Origin of the sequence: Sphingobium sp. TB-6 (genome assembly GCF_012927365.1) — a bacterium.
Classification (GTDB): domain Bacteria; phylum Pseudomonadota; class Alphaproteobacteria; order Sphingomonadales; family Sphingomonadaceae; genus Sphingobium.
The window spans coordinates 150,481-168,977 of the sequence record NZ_JABBGL010000004.1; the positions used below are offsets into that span (position 1 = coordinate 150,481).

Consider the following 18,497-nt stretch of genomic DNA (forward strand, 5'->3'; position numbering starts at 1 on the left):
CCGCAAGCAAAATTTATTGCCCTTGCGGCCGACCGTCGAAAAATTGACTTAGCGGAAGATCGAACGGCCCGCGTAAAGGGCAATGTCGCCCAGCTCTTCTTCGATACGGATAAGCTGGTTATACTTGGCAAGCCGGTCGGAGCGGGCAAGCGACCCGGTCTTGATCTGGCCGCAATTGGTGGCGACGGCGAGATCCGCGATGGTCGCGTCCTCGGTTTCGCCCGAACGATGCGACATGACGGCGGTGTAGCGCGCACGGTGGGCCATGTCGACGGCCGCCAGCGTTTCGGTCAGCGAGCCGATCTGGTTCACCTTGACCAGCAGCGAATTGGCGAGCCCCTTACCGATGCCCATTTCCAAGCGCTTGGGGTTGGTCACGAACAGGTCGTCACCGACCAGTTGGACCTTGGCGCCGATCTTGTCGGTCAGCGCCTTCCAGCCTTCGAAATCATCCTCGCTCATGCCGTCCTCGATCGACTTGATCGGATAGTCCGCGCAAAGAGCGGCAAGATAATCGGCCATTTCGACGGGGCTAAGCGACAGGCCTTCGCCCGAAATTTCATATTTGCCGTTCTTGAAGAATTCGGTCGCCGCGCAGTCCAGCGCCAGCACGACATCGTCACCCGGCTTGTAACCGGCCTTCTCGACCGACAGCATGATGAAGTCGAGCGCGTCGCGGGTGGAGGCGATGTTCGGCGCGAAACCGCCCTCATCCCCGACCGAGGTCGCCAGCCCCTTGTCGTGCAGGCCCCTCTTCAACGTATGGAAGATTTCCGAACCGATACGAACCGCGTCAGCGATGCTCTCGGCGCCGACCGGCATGATCATAAATTCCTGGAAGTCGATCGGATTGTCGGCATGCTCGCCGCCGTTGATGATGTTCATCATCGGCACCGGCAGGACATGCGCGTTGACGCCGCCGACATAGCGATAGAGCGGCAGGCCGCGCGCATCGGCGGCGGCCTTGGCCACGGCCAGGCTGACGCCCAGGATCGCGTTGGCGCCCAGGTTCGACTTGTTCTCCGTGCCGTCGAGCGCGATCATCGCAGCGTCGACTTCGGCCTGGTCCTCGGCATCCAGGCCGATGATCTGCTCGGCAATCTGGTCGTTGACGGCAGCGACAGCCGTCAGGACGCCCTTGCCGAGATATTTGCTCTTGTCACCGTCGCGCTTCTCGACCGCTTCATAGGCGCCGGTGGAAGCGCCCGACGGCACGGCGGCGCGTCCGAAGCTGCCATCTTCCAGCATCACGTCGACTTCGACGGTCGGATTGCCGCGGCTGTCCAGAATCTGGCGGGCGTGAATATCGAGAATGGCGGTCATGGATCGCTCCTTGGAGTGGCGCTGGGTCGCTTTTCGCGCCTCGCTTAGCTACCACCTTCCCGATTGGCAATGCGGGGGGCTTGCAAGGACTCGAAAAATGCCGATGCTCAAAATAGTAACGGCAACGGAACTGTGGGCGGTGGCGAAGCATTAGAAGCAAAGCCGCCCACCCCCTTCGCAATTTGACCCCACTTCGCAATTCGACCGTATTTCAAAGGGAGACATAGGACGATGGCCGACACCCCGGAAACCCCGCCCGTCAAGCGCGCCAGAAAAGCCAGCCCGGCCAAGACCGCCAAGGCCAAGCCGGCCAAGGCCGCCTCCTCCGGTACGCTTGTGAAGGCCGCGCCCGTCAAGACCGCCGCCACCCGCAAGGCAGCCGCTCCCAAGACTGCTGGCAATGGCGCCGCCGCGCATGGCTGGACCGCGCAGATCGCACCGATCAAGGCGCAAGCCGAAAAGGCGGCGAAGGCAGCCGCCGACAAGATCAACGCCGTCGACTGGAAAGCGCATATCGACCCGATCAAGGATCAGGCCTCCAAGACCGCCAAGTCGGCGGCCGGCGTCGCCAAGGACAAGACCGGATCGGCCATGCAGAGCTTGGCCAAGCTGATTTCCGATACGGCCGGCACGGTCGATGCCAAGCTTGGCCCTCAATATGGCGATTATGCCCGCCAGGCGGCAGAATCGGTAGCCGGTGCTGCAAAGACGCTGGATAGCAAGGATGTCGATCAGTTGATGACCGAAGCGCGCGATTTCGTGCGAAAAAGCCCTGCCGTGGCGATCGGCGCGGCTGCGGTGGTCGGCTTCGTGCTGATGCGGCTTGCCAAGGGTTCCGACGAAGACGCCTGAGCACGTCCTACGCAAGTGACGGACGATAAGGCCCCGGCGCCGGGGCGGAGGAAGTTTTGACGCAAGAGCCCCTGCAGACCGAGGCACAGGACGAGTCCGTCCGGGATGTTTTCACGCGTCTATACGCCGACGGGCGCGCCTATGCGGAAGCGGAAGTCGAACGGCAGAAACTGCGCGCAGGCATTGTCGGCGCGGGGTTGCGCAACGCAGTGATTTTCGCGGCGGTGGGCATCATGCTCATCTTTGCCGCGATCGTCGCCTGCCTTGTGGGCTTCATCCTGGCGCTAGCGCCCCATCTGGGAACGGGCTGGGCGACCTGCGCCGTGTTCGGCGGTGCCCTGATCGTCGCATTGCTGTTGTTGCTGATCGCCAAGGGCCGGATCGACCGGATGAAGAAGGCGGTGAAGTCATGAAACGGGAAGAAGCCTATCGCGACGCGGTGGCGCGGGCGGATGCCCGCAGGACTGCCTTCATGTCCAGCGCCCTTGCCGCCAAGGCGCGCATCACGCCTGCGCGGCTGAAGCAGGACGCGAAGGGCAAGGCGACTGAAACCCTTCTGGACGGCACCGCCTACGCCGCCGCGAAGGTCCGGCAACGGCCGGCCGCAACGGCGGCAGCGATCGGCGCATTGGCGCTGTATTTGCTGCGCCGTCCGCTTGGGACCCTTTTCCAGCGGATATACGTTCGGATAAGGAACCGCACAGAAGAGACTCCGGAGACTGATGATGGCTGATATCCGCGCTCAAATCACCCGCGCCCGCGAGGCAGCGAACGACATCGCTGAAACCGCATCAGGCAAGTTCCGCGATACGGCAGACCGGGCCATGGAAGGCGCCGGTGGCCTGATCCAGACGAGCCGCGAGCGGGCCGGCGATGCGCGCGACAAGGCCAACGCCGCCTATGCCGATGCGCGGGAACGCTCCCAGCGCGTTGCGGCGCGCGCCAATGAGATCGTTCAGGAACATCCCATAGCAGCCGTAGCCGGAGCCGTGGCGGCGGGCGCGGTCATCGCATGGATGTTCCCCAAGAGCCGCGCTGCGATGAAAGCTTTGCCCGGTATTGCCTCAAGCGCGAGCGCAAAAATGCTGGAGACCGCGCTCGCTGCCAAGGCAGTGGCGGCGGAAAGCGCGGAAAGCCTGAAATCAAGCACGGGCGACGCGCTGAACAATGCCGCCGAGGGAACGAAAGAGGCAGTCATTTCGGCTCGGGATGCGGTGGCTTCCGCCGGTCTGGGAGGGAAGACCTCTCGCCTCGCGGACGATGTGATCGCGCTGGTCGCGGCCAAGGTCGAGGCGATCAGCGACGCATTGAAAGCGCGGTTGCCAAAAGCTTAATCGCTTCATCGCCAAAAGCATGCTGATCTGGCCGCCTGCCCCCTTGGACGGGTGCGGGCGGCCTGCTAGGGTATATGTTCACCGTATAGGAGAACATAAGATACCATGAGCAAGCTGCACCTTGTGATGGGTGGTCGCGTCAAAAATCCCCAGACGCTCGAATTCGAAGATTTGAACTCCATCGAGCTGGTCGGGGTTTATCCCGATTATGCCACGGCGGAAAATGCCTGGCGCGGCGCGGCGCAACGGACGGTCGACGACGCGGAGATGCGCTATGTGATCGTGCATCTGCACCGTCTGCTGGAACCGGAACTGCCGACCGGATAAGGACGTTGATCGTTCAGGACAGGGGCTGAGGACGCTTGCGGAAACGCCAGCGGAGCAGCGGGCGCGTCAGCACCAGCCCCACCAGGAAGCCGCCAATATGCGCGGCAATGGCGATCTGGCCCAGATCGCCAAATCCTCCAGCCAGGCCAATCATCAACTGGATCGCGATCCAGCTTGCCGCCAGCCAGAGCGCGCGCACCAGGTTGGCCGAAAACGGACCGATCCGCCGGACATTCTGCTGGCTGTAAAGCAGCGCATAAGTCGCGATGATCGCGGAAATCGCGCCGCTCGCTCCCACCATCGGATTGGTCGAGTGCGGGTCTACCGCCCATTGCAGCGCTGTCGCCCCATAAGCACCCGCCACGTACAGAGCCAGCGTGGCGCCCTTGTCCAGCACATGTTCCACCTGCCGTCCGCAAAAGACGAACATGAACAGGTTGAAGGCGATGTGCAGCCAGTTTGCGTGAACCAGCGTGCAACTGAGCGGCGTCAGCCAGACCGGCACCGCTGTCATTCCGGCGAGCAGAGCGCCATCCTCCACCCGTGCAGGGATGAAGCCCGCGATGATCGCGGCATTGTCGACCTGCCCGGTCAGATAGATCAACAGGAACGCGACGAAGGTGATCGCAGCGATCCCGTTGGTCATGCGGCCAGCAGGCAGCTTCATGGATTTCAGATGAAATCGATCTTGTCGACCAGGTAGAATTTGTCGCCCGACGGGACCGACACTTCGACCTCTTCACCGATCTGACGGCCGATCAGCGCACGGCCGATCGGGCTGTTATAGCTGATCATACCGACCTTGGCATCCGCCTCGGCCTGCCCCACGATCTGATATTTCACCGGCTTTTCATCTTCATCGAGCAAGGTGACGGTCGCGCCGAACACGATCTTGTCACCCGAAAGCGTGGTGGGATCGATGATCTGGGCACGCGACAGCTTGTCTTCCAGGTCAGCGATCGTCGCTTCGACCTGGCCCTGCCGTTCCTTTGCCGCATGATATTCGGCGTTTTCGGAGAGGTCTCCATGTGCGCGCGCTTCTTCGATGGCGTCCACGATCAGGGGCCGTTCGGCCTTCAACTCGCGGAGCTGCGTATTGAGCTTGTCATAGCCCATTTGCAGCATCGGCATCTTCTCGACGGTCGCCATTATTGCAAATCCTTCGTCAAAACTTCCCTTTGGCGGCCCCCACCATGGAGCCACCCGCAGCGTGCTTCCTTATGCAGGGGATCAGGCTTGCGACAGGGGATAATAGGACTGGAGCGATCGCACTTCAAGGGCATGGCCCCGAAGAGCCTCGATCGCGTTCGCCGCCGCGACGCTGGCCGCCGCCGTGGTGAAGCTGGAGACCTTGGCGCGCAACGCGCTGGTACGGATCGCCTTGCTGTCCTTGAGCGACTGCCAGCCCTCGGTCGTGTTGAAGATCAGGTCGACGTCGCCGTCGGTGATCTTGTCGACGATGTGCGGACGGCCTTCCGCCACCTTGTTCACCAATTGTACGGCGACGCCCTGCTCTTCCAGATAGCGGGCGGTGCCGCCGGTCGCGATGATGGTGAAGCCAAGCGCCGCCATCTTCTGGACGGCGGGCAGGATCACCGGCTTGTCGCTGTCCTTGACCGACACGAACACCGTGCCGCTCTTGGGCAGAACGGTGCCCGCGCCGAGCTGCGCCTTGGCGAAGGCCGTCGCGAAATCGCTGTCGATGCCCATGACTTCGCCGGTGCTCTTCATTTCCGGCGACAATACGGGGTCGACACCGGCAAAGCGCGCGAAGGGGAATACCGCCTCCTTGACCGCGATATGCGAAATCGCGTTGCGGTCGATCTTCGGCAGATCCTTGAGCTTCTCGCCAGCCATGACCCGCGAGGCGATCTTGGCGATGGGCGTGCCGATCGCCTTGGCGACGAAGGGCACGGTGCGGCTGGCGCGCGGGTTGACCTCGATCAGATAGACCACACCGTCCTTGACCGCGAACTGGATGTTCATGAGGCCGCGCACCGACAGGGCATGAGCCAGCACTTCGGTCTGGCGCTCGATTTCCGCGATCACCTCGTCTGACAGGCTATAGGGCGGCAGCGAGCAGGCGCTGTCGCCCGAATGGACGCCCGCCTCTTCAATATGCTGGAGCACGCCGGCGACCACGACATCTTCGCCGTCGCACAGGGCATCCACGTCGACCTCGACCGCATCGCGCAGATATTGGTCGATCAACACCGGCGAGTCGCCCGACACCTGAACGGCGGTGGCGATATATTCCTCAAGCTGGGCCTGGCCGTCGACGATCTCCATGGCGCGGCCGCCAAGGACGTAGGACGGGCGCATCAGCACCGGATAACCGATGCGGTTGGCGACCGCGATCGCCTCCTCGCGGCTGCGGGCGATGCCGTTGGCGGGTTGCTTGAGCTTGAGCTTGTCGATCAGCGCGGCGAACCGTTCGCGGTCTTCGGCAAGATCGATGGCGTCTGGCGAGGTGCCCAGGATCGGGATTCCCGCATCCTCCAGCGCCTGCGCCAGCTTGAGCGGCGTCTGGCCGCCGAACTGGACGATGACCCCGGCCAGCGTGCCATTCGACATTTCGACGTTCAGGATTTCAAGGACGTCTTCGGCGGTCAGCGGCTCGAAATAGAGGCGGTCGGACGTGTCATAGTCGGTCGACACCGTTTCCGGGTTGCAGTTGATCATGATCGTCTCATAGCCGACTTCGCTGAGCGCGAAGCAGGCGTGGACGCAGCAATAGTCGAACTCGATGCCCTGCCCGATGCGGTTGGGACCGCCGCCAAGGATCACGACCTTCTTGCGGTCGCTGGGCTGCGCCTCATTCTCGGCCTGCCCGAAGATCGGGGCTTCGTAGGTCGAGTACATGTAAGGCGTCTTCGCCTCGAACTCGGCGGCGCAGGTATCGATGCGCTTGAAGACCGGACGCACGCCGAGCTTGTGGCGCAGGCTCCGCACTTCGTCCTCGGTGACGCCGCCGGTCATGGCCTTGACCGCTTCGTGGATCAGGCCCGAACCACGGGCAATGCCGCGCTCCATGCCGCGCAGATTGGCGGACTTGAGCGCAAGGTAAGCAAGGCGCTTGTCGGAGAAGCCCATGGCCTTGAGGCGACGCATGCCATCCGCATCCTGCGGCAGGCCGTTGCTGAGGATTTCCGCTTCGGCGTCGACGATTTCCTTGATCCGCTCCAGGAACCAGGGGTCGAACTTGGCGATATTGTGGATTTCCGCGACGCTCAGCCCTTCGCGCAGAGCCTGCGCGGCGACCAGCAGGCGATCCGGGGTCGGCTGGGCGAGCGCGGCGACGATGTCATCCTTGGGCGCACCGACCAGATGCTCCACCTCATTGAAGCCGCACAGGCCGGTTTCCAGACCGCGCAGCGCCTTCTGCATCGATTCATGGATGTTGCGACCGATGGCCATCACCTCACCCACCGACTTCATCGCGGTGCCGAGCAGCGGCTCGCTCCCCTTGAACTTCTCAAAGGCGAAGCGCGGAATCTTGGTCACGACATAGTCGATGGTCGGCTCGAAGCTGGCGGGCGTCGCGCCGGTAATGTCATTCTCGATCTCGTCCAGCGTGTAGCCGACGGCCAGCTTCGCCGCGACCTTGGCGATCGGGAAGCCGGTCGCCTTCGACGCCAGCGCCGAGGAACGGGAGACGCGCGGGTTCATCTCGATGACGATCAGGCGGCCATCCTTCGGATTGACTGCGAACTGTACGTTGGAACCACCTGTTTCCACGCCGATTTCACGCAACACCGCGATGCTCGCGTTGCGCATGATCTGATATTCCTTGTCGGTCAGCGTCAGCGCGGGCGCGACCGTGATGGAGTCGCCGGTATGGACGCCCATCGGGTCGACATTCTCGATCGAGCAGATGATGATGGCATTGTCGTTGCGGTCCCGCACGACCTCCATCTCATATTCTTTCCAGCCCAGCAGCGATTCTTCGATCAGCACTTCGGTGGTGGGCGAAGCATCCAGCCCCTCCATCACGATCCGCTTGAACTCTTCCCTGTTGTAGGCGACGCCGCCGCCGGTGCCGCCGAGCGTGAAGCTGGGGCGGATGATCGAGGGAAGGCCGGTGAACTCCAGCGCCTCCAGCGCCTCCTCCATGCTGTGCGCGATGCGTGAGCGGGCAGATTCCAAGCCGATCTTGTCCATCGCGTCGCGGAACTTCAGACGATCCTCGGCCTTGTCGATGGCTTCGGCGTCGGCGCCGATCATCTTGACGCCGAACTTCTCCAGCGTGCCGTCGTTGAACAACGCCAGCGCCGTGTTGAGCGCCGTCTGGCCGCCCATAGTCGGCAGCACCGCGTCCGGGCGCTCCTTCTCGATGATCTTCGCCACGATTTCGGGCGTGATCGGCTCGACATAGGTCGCGTCGGCAAATTCCGGGTCGGTCATGATAGTGGCCGGGTTGGAATTCACCAGGATGATGCGATAGCCCTCTTCCTTGAGCGCCTTCACCGCCTGCGTACCCGAATAGTCGAACTCGCAAGCCTGGCCGATGATGATCGGGCCGGCGCCGATGATGAGGATGGAGGAGATGTCGGTTCTTTTGGGCATTATTGCTCTTGTCCCGGTTGCTCGATCGAAGCGAAAGTAAGATGGCCGTCCTCGGATTTCTTAACCCAGCATTTTTCGCCCAATTTTTGAAGCGATCCGCTCGGTTTCAGTGCGAGGTCTGATTTGATTGCGTTCAAGGCCTGCTCAGTCACTTTGCAATGCTCAGCTATCTCGGCGCTTGTCGGATTGTCCGAACATGCCATCAACAACATGAGCGACAACAAAGCTTTTACCATGCGTCCTCTCCGAACCGTTGGGACAGATAAAAGCAGTCCTACGGCCCAAGGGGGTGTTCGAGTTGATATTTTAACTTGATTCATTGCGGTCAATGCACCGCCCCCGTCCGGGCCTCGCAACCCCAGCCGTCATATTCGACGCCGCAGAGGATTTCGATCTGGAGACACTTCTTCGTCAGTGCGCGGATGGAGGCTTCATCGACCGCCTGCTCGGTTTCGAGGAACAGGTAGAGATCGCCCTCCTCATCCTCTTCGCGGTCGAGTTCGACAAAGCCGAACTGGCTGGCGATCGTCAGCACGCGCTCGAAATCCTTTTCGCTCCCGCGGAAGCTGACATCGACGGGCCGCGGAATGCGCGGCTTGTCGCCATTCTCGGCCAGATTGGCGAGAACGGCCTTGTCCGCCTCCCACTCCGCTTCGAGCCGGGCGGGATCAACCGGAGGCAGGTTGAGGCTCACTTCAGCCCCTCGACGAAGCGCTGGAACAGATAGAAGCTGTCCTGCGGGCCGGGCGAGGCTTCGGGGTGATACTGGACCGAAAAGGCTTTTTTATCCGTCAGTTCGATGCCGCAGTTGCTACCGTCGAAGAGCGACACATGGGTCGGCTTCACATTGGCGGGCAGCGTGTCGGCATCGACCGCGAAGCCGTGGTTCATAGAGGTGATCTCGACCAGACCGTCGGACAGGCGCTTGACCGGATGGTTGGCGCCGCGATGGCCCTGATGCATCTTGATCGTCCTGGCGCCAGCGGCAATCGCCAGCATCTGGTGGCCAAGGCAGATGCCGAAGATCGGCTTTTCCGCGTCCAGCAGCTTGCGGATCACCGGCACGGCATATGCGCCGGTCGCGGCCGGATCGCCGGGGCCGTTGGAGAGGAACACGCCGTCGGGCTGCTGCTCCATCACCTGCTCGTAGCTGGCGGTGGCGGGCAGCACGGTGACGCGGGCGCCCGCCTTCACCAGATTGCGGAAGATATTGTTCTTCGCGCCATAATCGAGGGCGACGACATGGGGGCGCTCTTCACCCGCTTCATCGAGACCGTAGCCGAAGCCCAGCTTCCAGACGCCGTCTTTCCAGAGGCGGCTTTCCTTGCCCGACACTTCGATGGCGAGGTCCATGCCTTCGAGGCCCGGCCACGACGCAGCCTTGGCGGCGAGGGCTTCGAGGTCGAACCGGCCTTCGGGATCATGGGCGATCACGACATTGGGCGCGCCCTTCACACGGATCATGCGGGTCAGCGCGCGGGTATCGACCCCGGCAAGGCCAATGCGGCCCTTTTCCTTCATCCACTGGTCGAAGGGTTCGACATTGCGGAAATTGCTCGGCTCGGTCACATCCTGACGCACCACGCAGCCCAGCGCGTGGGGGGCGTCCGCCTCCACGTCATCCAGATTCGTGCCGACATTGCCGATGTGCGGGAAGGTGAAGGTGACGATCTGGCCCGCATAGCTGGGGTCGGTCATCACTTCCTGATAGCCGGTCATCGCCGTGTTGAAGCAAAGCTCGCCCACCGCATCGCCGGTCGCACCGAAACCGCGGCCGAACACCACGGAGCCATCGGCAAAAACCAATACCCCTGTCGCTCCTTTGGGCACAATGAGGGTCTTGGCGTCAGCCATGGTCATATCGTCCTTTTATGCTTTTGCTAAGAACCCGTCTCAAGCGGGTTAAACGGCCGGTCACCTATGCGCGTGAGGCCGTCGGGTCAACTCCTGTTAAAAATCTCTTTTGGCGTTATATCTGATCCTTTCCCAACGAACAGGACTCATTCGCATGATTCGCGACGCTGTTAAGAGTGCCCAGGTCACTGCCATGAAAGCCGGGGAGAAGGATCGGCTGGCCGCCGTGCGCCTGATCCTCGCGAAGCTGAAGGACCGGGATATCGAGCTGCGTACCGCTTCGAATGTGCCGGATGACGATGTGGTCGTGGTCGAAGTGCTGCAGAAGATGGCCAAGCAGCGGCGCGAATCCATCGAGATGTTCAAGAATGGCGGGCGCGATGAGCTGGCCGCGAAGGAACAGGCCGAACTTGACGTGATCGAAAGCTTCCTGCCGCAGCAGCTCAGCGAGGATGAGACCAGGGCCGCGATCGAAGGGATAAAGGCTGAAGTGGGCGCGGCGAGCGTCAAGGATATGGGCAAGGTAATGGCTGTGCTGAAGGAACGGCATGGGTCGGTGATCGACATGAGCAAGGCCAGCGGGCTGGTGAAGGCGGCTCTGACCTGATCTGCGGAGCGGACGGCATTCTTCCTTGCCCCGCCTCCGTTCAGGCCAGCCTCCGTTCAGGGAAGCAGGCGCCCGCTCGACATTAGCATGGGTTCCGGCATAATCGGATGATGGCGTTCTGGACCTACATGCTGCGATGCTCGGACGGGCGCTATCATACCGGGCATGCGGGCAATCTGGAGTATCGGATCGGGCAGCTCGAAACGAACGGGTGTGGAAGAAATGGACCCGCGCATGAGGATATGCAGCAAGGATGAGCCTATCCCCCGCCTTTCTCGATGAGTTGCGCGCCCGGACATCGCTCTCCACCCTGATCGGGCGGACGGTGAAGGTGCAGAAGGCGGGCCGCGAGTATAAGGCCTGCTGCCCCTTCCATAATGAGAAGACGCCCAGCTTCACCATCAACGACGAGAAGGGCTTTTATCATTGCTTCGGCTGCGGTGCGCATGGGGATGCGATCCGCTGGATGACCGATCAGCGCGGCCTGCCCTTCATGGAGGCCGTGAAGGAACTGGCGCAGACGGCGGGGATGGAGGTCCCTGCCCCCGATCCTCGCGCGGCAAAGCGAGCGGAGCAGGCCAAGGGGCTGCACGACGTCATGGCGGCGGCGCAAAGCTTTTTCGAGGAGCAGCTAGGCGGGATCGAGGGCGCGGAGGCGCGGGCCTATCTCCAGAAGCGGGGGATGAGCGCGACGATCGTCAAAAGTTTTGGCTTCGGCTTTTCGCCTGACGGACGCGGGCGGCTCAAGGCCGCGCTCAAGGATTTTGGCGAACCTTTGCTGATCGAAGCCGGGTTGCTGATCGATCCTGATGGAGCCGAGCCGGACGACGGCAAAATCAAAAAGCGCGACAGCTATGATCGCTTCCGGGGTCGGCTGATGCTGCCGATCCGGGACATTAGGGGCCGCGTCATTGCCTTTGGCGGGCGCATCCTTGGCGCGGGCGAACCCAAATATCTGAACTCGCCCGACACCCCGCTCTTCGACAAGGGGCGGACGCTATACAATATCGACCGCGCCTCACCGGCCAGTCGCCAGACGGGACGGATCATCGTCGTCGAAGGCTATATGGACGTGATCGCGCTGGCGCAGGCGGGTTTTGGCGAGGCGGTGGCCCCAATGGGGACAGCGCTGACCGAGCATCAGATCGAGCGGCTGTGGAAAATGGCCGACGTGCCGATCCTTTGTTTCGACGGCGATTCGGCGGGGCAGAAGGCGGCGATCCGGGCAGCGACGCGTGCCCTGCCCATGCTGCAACCGGGGATGAGCCTGGCCTTCGCGACCTTGCCGGGCGGACAGGACCCCGACGACCTGATCCGTGCCGAGGGATCTGCGGCCATGGAGGCCGTGCTGAGCGCGGCCGAGCCGTTGGTCGAACGTCTGTGGAAATATGAGAAAGCGGCGGCCCCACTCGACACGCCGGAACAGAAGGCCGCGCTCAAGCAGCGGCTCTCCGCCATCACCGACGCCATCGCGCATCCCGATGTGCGGGCGCATTATATTCATGCCTTTCGCGAGCGTTACGATGCGTTGTTCTTTGCGCGGGCGCCTTTTCAACCCCGGCATCAACGTGGTGGTGGCGCGCGCTCCGGCTGGCAACGGGATCGGCGGGGCAATTGGAAGCCACCTCTTCCACCCGCCGGAAACGAGGCTCGGGCGATCGGCGCAAGCGGCATGGAACAAAGGCTTTTGCGCGCCGTTCTCGCCAGTCTGCTGCGGCATCCGGAGCAGATCGCGCTGCATCGGGAAATGCTTTCAGGCTTGCGAATCGCTGACGCTGCCCTGGCGGAATTGCTGAACGTGATGATCGCGGCCTCATTCGGCAAAGAAACAGTTGAAACCGGTGGCCTCCTTACCATATTGGGGCAAGGTGAAGTGTATAATATGGCGAAGGGGATGCTTCGGGCCGACACGTTCACATTCACCCCCCACAGAAGCAAGACCGACTCGGATCGCGTGCAGCGCGATCTGGATGAGGTCATTGGGGAAATTGCGTTAGGGCCGGAGCTCGAATTGAATTTGGCTGAAGCCACCCGGCGGCTGATGGAAGATGTGAACGAAGAGAATCTGACTGCTCAACAGCAGGCTCTGAGCGCTCATCGGAACCATCTGGCTCGCATAGCGGAACTGGCGCAGCCCGAAGATATTGTTTGATTAGATCGCCCCTTTTCGGGTCGACGCAGTTAAGGCGAATAAATGGCGAGCAAGGCGAACAGCAAGGGTGCGGGCGAGGAACAGGATACCGGCGATGCGCCGCTGCTGGATCTGAATGAAGCGTCGGTAAAGAAGCTGATCGCCCGCGCCAAGAAGCGCGGCTACATCACCTATGACGAGCTGAACGACGCCCTGCCGCAGGATCAGATGTCCTCCGAGCAGATCGAGGACATCATGTCCGCGCTCAATGAAATGGGCGTGAACATCGTCGAGAATGAGGAAGCCAGCGAGGATGGCGACGACAGCCGAGACGACAGCGATGACGACAGCAGCGATGACAGCGCCGAAGACGATGGCTCGCCGCGTCCGGTAGCCGAGAAAAAGAAAGAGACCGTCGATCGCACCGATGACCCGGTGCGCATGTATCTGCGCGAAATGGGCGCGGTGGAGCTGCTCAGCCGTGAGGGCGAAATCGCCATCGCCAAGCGGATCGAGGCCGGCCGCGACACCATGATCCTGGGGCTATGCGAAAGCCCGACGACGTTCAACGCGATCATCGAATGGTCGACCGCGCTCAACAATGGCGAGATGCAGTTGCGCGAGATACTCGATCTCGACGCGATGCTGTCCAAGGATCCGGCTCCGGAAAATCTGGAGGAAGGCGCCGAGGACGATGATGGCGAAATCAGCGAGAAGACCGCTGGCCCCAGCTTCAAGGAAGAGGAAGAGCCGGAAGAAGAATCCGCCGACGCCGATGAGGATGAGGACGGCCTGACCGAACGCCGCACGCGCCGGGTGGAAGAGGAAGAAGAGGAGGACAACACCCTCTCCCTCGCCCAGATGGAAGAGACTCTGAAGCCCATGGCTCTGGAGAAGTTCGCGACCATCACCGAGATTTTCCGCGCCTTCTCCAACGCGCAGGAAACGCGCATGATTGCCATGGCGATCGGCGAAACGCTGAGCCAGAAGGAAGAGGACGATTATCAGGAACTGCGCGAGCAACTAACCGCCGAGGTCGAGAGCGTCCAGTTCCACCAGCAGAAGATCGAATATCTGGTCGACCAGCTCTATGCCTATAACCGCCGCCTGACCGCGCTGGGCGGGCAGATGCTGCGCCTGGCCGAGCGCCACAAGGTCAGCCGCAAGGACTTCCTCGACCGCTATGTGAACCATGAGCTGGATGACGGCTGGATGGACAGGGTGTCGGGGCTCGACAAGAAATGGGCCGCCTTTGCCGCCGCCGAGGGCCGCGCGGTGGAGCGTATCCGCACCGAGGTCAGCGAGATCGCGCAGGCGACCGGCATGTCCTTGAGCGAATTCCGCCGCATCGTGAACATGGTGCAGAAGGGCGAGCGCGAGGCGCGCATCGCGAAGAAGGAAATGGTCGAGGCGAACCTGCGTCTCGTGATTTCCATCGCTAAAAAATATACGAACCGTGGCCTGCAATTCCTTGATCTTATTCAGGAAGGCAATATCGGCCTGATGAAAGCGGTCGATAAGTTCGAATATCGCCGCGGCTACAAATTCAGCACCTACGCGACCTGGTGGATCAGACAGGCGATCACCCGCTCGATCGCGGATCAGGCGCGGACCATCCGTATCCCGGTCCATATGATCGAGACAATCAACAAGCTGGTTCGCACCAGCCGCCAGTTCCTGCACGAGCAGGGCCGCGAGCCGACTCCGGAGGAAATGGCCGAGCGCCTGTCCATGCCGCTGGAGAAGGTGCGCAAGGTGATGAAGATCGCCAAGGAGCCGATCTCCCTCGAAACCCCGATCGGTGACGAGGAAGATTCGCATCTGGGCGATTTCATCGAGGACAAGAATGCCATCATCCCGGTCGATGCCGCGATTCAGGCGAATCTCAAGGAAACCGTCACCCGCGTGCTCGCCTCGCTGACGCCGCGTGAGGAACGCGTGCTGCGCATGCGTTTCGGCATCGGCATGAACACCGACCATACGCTGGAGGAAGTCGGCCAGCAGTTCAGCGTGACCCGTGAACGCATCCGCCAGATCGAGGCGAAGGCACTGCGCAAGCTCAAGCATCCCAGCCGCAGCCGCAAGATGCGCAGCTTCCTCGACCAATAGAGGCGCTTTGACAGGCGAAGGCGCCTCGGCAGGCCGGGGCTTCTACGGGTAAGGGCGCCTCGGCAGGCCGAGGCTTCTACGGGTAAGGGCGCCTCGGCAGGCCGAGGCTAAGGCGCGGTAAAATGATCAAAAAGGGCGGTTTTCGGGCCGCCCTTTTTTCTTGGCGTAAACTCCTCTTTTACCTCGTCTCTCTAGGGTCGTTCCGATGATGCCTCGCCAGCACCGGGGCCCAGGGGAAGATGATGAGCGAAGCAGCACCGCGCTATCAATTTGGCAATGTATCGCAGATTTTGGAGGCCGTCGTGGCCGCCGATGGCACCGCCGGCCACGGCTATGCCAGCGGCGCCCGCGCAAGCTTCGGGCCGAATGCGACGCTCTCACTGCCCGATCTGGCGGACGGAGCCTATTATCTTTGCCTGCTCCATGGCCGGCATCCAGGCGTCATCGACCATGCCGCCACGCGATCGGCCGACAATGCTGCGCGCGGCTGGCTGATCCAGGCGGCGGATGCCTTTGCGCGGGAACGAGCCTATCTGACGCAGGTGACGGTCGCGGTCGGCCCCGCCCCCAGCACCGCAGGACAGAGCGATTGCGAAACGGTCGTCAGCCAGCAGCGCCACGCGCTCGACATGCTGGCACAATCGGACCGTCGCGGCTGCGCCATGGGCGCGGCGATCGCGCTGGTTCTCGATTGGCGGGCCGTGCGCCACATTCTGGATATCGCCGCGATCCGCGTCGGACTGGAACCCCATGTCTGCGACCTGCCGGACCGCGCAGCGACGCTGGAGGTTGCCCGGGAAATCGGCGGGGATGATGCGATCGATCGCGCCATCCTGTTCGGCGCGCGCCAATTGCTCAACCAGCATCGCGGGCTTTGGGATGTGCTTCAAGCCCGCGCAAAGATCCGCACCGGCAAAGACCAAGTCTTGAATCGCGCATAAAGGCTTTGCGCTCCATCCCTGCTTTGCCATAGTTGGGCCAGTGCAGGCAGGATGAGTGAACAAGAATATGCGGTTTGAAGGCACGCAGGATTATGTCGCCACCGATGATCTGAAGGTGGCCGTCAACGCTGCGGTGTTGCTTCGCCGCCCCTTATTAGTGAAGGGTGAACCGGGCACCGGCAAGACCGTGCTGGCACAGGAAATCGCCACGGCGCTCAATGCCCCGCTGATCGAATGGAACGTGAAGTCGACGACCAAGGCGCATCAGGGACTGTATGAATATGATGCCGTGGCCCGGTTGCGCGACGGCCAGCTTGGCGATCCACGCGTCCATGAGATCGGCAATTATATCCGCAAGGGCAAGCTGTGGGAGGCCTTCACTTCCCCGACCTTGCCGGTGCTGCTGATCGACGAGATCGACAAGGCTGATATCGAATTTCCCAACGATCTGTTGCAGGAACTCGATCGCATGGCCTTCCATGTCTATGAGACGGGCGAGACGGTGGCGGCGCAGGAACGGCCGGTCGTCGTCATCACCTCCAATAACGAGAAGGAACTGCCGGACGCCTTCCTGCGCCGCTGTTTCTTCCACTATATCAAATTCCCCGACCGGGAGACGATGCAGGCAATCATCGACGTGCATTTCCCCGGCATCCAGAAAATCCTGGTCAACCGCGCGCTGGAGATTTTCTACGAAATCCGGGAGGTTCCGGGCCTCAAGAAAAAACCCTCGACCAGCGAACTGCTCGACTGGCTGAAGCTGATCCTGGCCGAGGACATGCCGCTCGACGTGTTGCAGGATCGTGATCCCACCAAGGCGATCCCGCCGCTCCATGGTGCGTTGCTCAAGAACGAGCAGGACGTCATGATGTTCGAACGGCTCGCCTTCATGGCGCGCAGACAGGGGCGCTGAGACCATGGCGCATGGTGCGGGTTGCCTGTGCGGACAGGTCCGGATCAGCATCGACGCGGAACCCATGGCGGCGCGCATGTGCTGGTGCCGGCTCTGCCAATATCTGGGCGGCGGGTCGGGGACGGTGAATGTCTGCTTCCCCTCCGACAAAGTGGCGACCACGGGTGAGGTGCGCTGGCATCACGCCGTCGCGGACAGCGGCAATGCGATGCGGCGCGGTTTCTGTCCTGCATGCGGCACGCCTCTGTTCAGCCTGGCCGAATCGCGTCCGCACCTGACCTTCATCCGGGCCGGAGCGCTGGACGATCCCGATCTTCTGGCCCCTCAGGCGGTCATCTGGACCGATGCGGCCCCCGCTTGGGCGCATCTGGACCCGGATCTGCCCCATTATCCGGCACAAATTCCGCCGGTCGCCTAAAAGCCCGCTTGCGCAGGCTCTGCATTTCGGCTCAATCTTCCTCCTGACATTCAAAGCCGCGAAAAGACGGTAAAGAATAAGGGAAGGATGCCAATGCCCAAGCGTGCGTTGTCCTTTTTATCGGCGGTGCTGGCCTTGTCAGCGCCTGCGCTCGTGCGCGCCGCCGAGGAACGGGAAGCCTGGACACCGACTGCCACAACCCTGCGCGCCGATGCCGCCGGAATCAGCATGCCGCAAAGCGTGGCAGGCCTGTCGCTATCCAAGAGCGGGGAGGTTTCCAACGGCGGCAAGGGCATCGACAATTACGCCCAATATCTGTCGGATGATGGCGCGATTCAGGCGACGCTCTATGTTTATCTGCCGAGCTATGCCGACGCCTCCCTCGCCGCCTATATGACGGACAAGGCGGTGATGGAGCGTTTCGGCGCCAGGACGCATCGCACCGCTTATGCAGCCGTGGCTGTGGCGGGCCATGCCGATGGCGCGATCCGCGCCGTTTATGACGATGCGGCGGACGGCGCGCTCACCACAGCGGCGGCTTTCCTGCATGCGGGGCACTGGGTGGTGAAGATGCGCGTTACCGGACCAGCGGAGCGCCGTAAGGAAGTGCTGGCCGGGCTGGATGGCATGCTGGCCGGCCTTCGCTTTGACGACCCGGCCTCCCTCCATGCGACAAAGCCGGCGCGACTGGCTGCCTGCCCGGCCAATGACGGCGGGGACGCGCGCCTCACCACGCAAACGGTAGCTGAGCCAGCCGATATTTCCCTGCCGCGTGAAGGGCGGGAACCGCTCTGCGTGCGGGGCAAGGTCGATACGGCTGACGGCAGCTACGACATTCTTCAGCAGGCGGACGCCGCCAACGGCGCGATCATCGTCCCGGTAGACGATGCAGGCACTGTAGTGGCGTTCGACCCGGCGAAAGCCGGCCAAGGTTATCAACTTTCGATCCATTCGGTGGGTCAAACCGACCTTTACGGCATCTATGACAAGGTGCCGAGCGCTCGTCAGATTGCGCAGATATTGGATGGAAAGGATCCCCAGACCGCCCAGGCCGGAGCAACTGCCGATTATGCCGCCAATGGCGAGATTACGATGCGGACGGCGGACGCGAAGCTGCGCTAG

General features: G+C 62.2%; 19 protein-coding genes. 12 read left to right on the plus strand and 7 right to left on the minus strand.

Annotated elements, in window-relative coordinates; all coding sequences use genetic code 11:
- Nucleotides 1–48 precede the first annotated feature (48 nt).
- Nucleotides 49–1,323, minus strand: a complete 1,275-nt coding sequence (gene eno, locus HHL26_RS07695) for a phosphopyruvate hydratase (RefSeq protein WP_066557277.1) — start codon at nucleotides 1,321–1,323, stop codon at nucleotides 49–51.
- Between the two features lie 231 nt (nucleotides 1,324–1,554).
- On the opposite strand from eno, the gene HHL26_RS07700 reads away from it, so the two are divergent.
- The 5 genes from HHL26_RS07700 (at nucleotide 1,555) to HHL26_RS07720 (ending at nucleotide 3,836) form a co-directional block, all read left to right on the plus strand.
- Nucleotides 1,555–2,175: a hypothetical protein gene (locus HHL26_RS07700; protein WP_066557276.1), complete on the plus strand. Its 621-nt coding sequence runs from the start codon at nucleotides 1,555–1,557 to the stop codon at nucleotides 2,173–2,175.
- Between the two features lie 56 nt (nucleotides 2,176–2,231).
- Nucleotides 2,232–2,588 carry a phage holin family protein gene (locus tag HHL26_RS07705; protein WP_066557275.1) on the plus strand — a complete coding sequence of 119 codons (357 nt, stop codon included), beginning with the start codon at nucleotides 2,232–2,234 and terminating at the stop codon, nucleotides 2,586–2,588.
- Nucleotides 2,585–2,908, plus strand: a complete 324-nt coding sequence (locus HHL26_RS07710; RefSeq protein ID WP_066557263.1) for a hypothetical protein — start codon at nucleotides 2,585–2,587, stop codon at nucleotides 2,906–2,908. Before HHL26_RS07705 ends, HHL26_RS07710 begins: the two co-directional genes overlap by 4 nt.
- The gene (locus HHL26_RS07715) at nucleotides 2,901–3,509 is read left to right on the plus strand and encodes a hypothetical protein (RefSeq protein WP_066561709.1); all 609 of its coding nucleotides are present in this window, start codon (nucleotides 2,901–2,903) and stop codon (nucleotides 3,507–3,509) included. The genes HHL26_RS07710 and HHL26_RS07715 overlap by 8 nt, the downstream gene beginning before the upstream one ends.
- A 105-nt stretch (nucleotides 3,510–3,614) precedes the next feature.
- On the plus strand, nucleotides 3,615–3,836 hold the full coding sequence (locus HHL26_RS07720; protein WP_066557253.1) for a DUF4170 domain-containing protein: 222 nt from the start codon (nucleotides 3,615–3,617) through the stop codon (nucleotides 3,834–3,836).
- Between the two features lie 13 nt (nucleotides 3,837–3,849).
- On the opposite strand, the gene HHL26_RS07725 is transcribed toward HHL26_RS07720, so the two are convergent.
- The 6 genes from HHL26_RS07725 to carA form a co-directional block, all read right to left on the minus strand.
- Complete coding sequence (locus tag HHL26_RS07725; protein ID WP_066557246.1) at nucleotides 3,850–4,503, minus strand: rhomboid family intramembrane serine protease; 654 nt, start codon at nucleotides 4,501–4,503, stop codon at nucleotides 3,850–3,852.
- Nucleotides 4,504–4,508: 5 nt separating this feature from the next.
- The gene (gene greA, locus HHL26_RS07730; RefSeq protein WP_066557239.1) at nucleotides 4,509–4,985 is read right to left on the minus strand and encodes a transcription elongation factor GreA; all 477 of its coding nucleotides are present in this window, start codon (nucleotides 4,983–4,985) and stop codon (nucleotides 4,509–4,511) included.
- Between the two features lie 81 nt (nucleotides 4,986–5,066).
- Nucleotides 5,067–8,402, minus strand: a complete 3,336-nt coding sequence (gene carB / locus HHL26_RS07735) for a carbamoyl-phosphate synthase large subunit (protein WP_066557237.1) — start codon at nucleotides 8,400–8,402, stop codon at nucleotides 5,067–5,069.
- Nucleotides 8,402–8,638: a hypothetical protein gene (locus HHL26_RS07740; protein WP_066557234.1), complete on the minus strand. Its 237-nt coding sequence runs from the start codon at nucleotides 8,636–8,638 to the stop codon at nucleotides 8,402–8,404. The genes carB and HHL26_RS07740 overlap by 1 nt, the downstream gene beginning before the upstream one ends.
- A gap of 89 nt (nucleotides 8,639–8,727) precedes the next feature.
- On the minus strand, nucleotides 8,728–9,096 hold the full coding sequence (locus HHL26_RS07745) for a ribonuclease E inhibitor RraB (protein WP_066557233.1): 369 nt from the start codon (nucleotides 9,094–9,096) through the stop codon (nucleotides 8,728–8,730).
- Entirely contained in the window at nucleotides 9,093–10,256 is a 1,164-nt protein-coding gene (gene carA, locus HHL26_RS07750) for a glutamine-hydrolyzing carbamoyl-phosphate synthase small subunit (RefSeq protein WP_066561707.1), read from the minus strand. The genes HHL26_RS07745 and carA overlap by 4 nt, the downstream gene beginning before the upstream one ends.
- A 154-nt stretch (nucleotides 10,257–10,410) precedes the next feature.
- Between carA and HHL26_RS07755 the strand changes: the two genes are divergently transcribed.
- The 7 genes from HHL26_RS07755 (at nucleotide 10,411) to HHL26_RS07785 (ending at nucleotide 18,497) form a co-directional block, all read left to right on the plus strand.
- On the plus strand, nucleotides 10,411–10,863 hold the full coding sequence (locus HHL26_RS07755) for a GatB/YqeY domain-containing protein (RefSeq protein WP_066557231.1): 453 nt from the start codon (nucleotides 10,411–10,413) through the stop codon (nucleotides 10,861–10,863).
- Between the two features lie 253 nt (nucleotides 10,864–11,116).
- The gene (gene dnaG / locus HHL26_RS07760) at nucleotides 11,117–13,015 is read left to right on the plus strand and encodes a DNA primase (protein WP_066557227.1); all 1,899 of its coding nucleotides are present in this window, start codon (nucleotides 11,117–11,119) and stop codon (nucleotides 13,013–13,015) included.
- Nucleotides 13,016–13,057: 42 nt separating this feature from the next.
- Nucleotides 13,058–15,103, plus strand: coding sequence for an RNA polymerase sigma factor RpoD (gene rpoD / locus HHL26_RS07765; protein WP_066557224.1), 2,046 nt, complete (start codon nucleotides 13,058–13,060; stop codon nucleotides 15,101–15,103).
- Nucleotides 15,104–15,345: 242 nt separating this feature from the next.
- Entirely contained in the window at nucleotides 15,346–16,044 is a 699-nt protein-coding gene (locus HHL26_RS07770; protein ID WP_066561705.1) for a hypothetical protein, read from the plus strand.
- A 67-nt stretch (nucleotides 16,045–16,111) separates the two neighbouring features.
- Nucleotides 16,112–16,957, plus strand: coding sequence for a MoxR family ATPase (locus tag HHL26_RS07775; RefSeq protein WP_066561703.1), 846 nt, complete (start codon nucleotides 16,112–16,114; stop codon nucleotides 16,955–16,957).
- 4 nt (nucleotides 16,958–16,961) lie between these two features.
- A complete protein-coding gene (locus HHL26_RS07780; RefSeq protein ID WP_066557221.1) occupies nucleotides 16,962–17,375 on the plus strand; it encodes a GFA family protein in 414 nt (137 codons plus the stop codon).
- 93 nt (nucleotides 17,376–17,468) lie between these two features.
- The gene (locus HHL26_RS07785; RefSeq protein WP_066561701.1) at nucleotides 17,469–18,497 is read left to right on the plus strand and encodes a hypothetical protein; all 1,029 of its coding nucleotides are present in this window, start codon (nucleotides 17,469–17,471) and stop codon (nucleotides 18,495–18,497) included.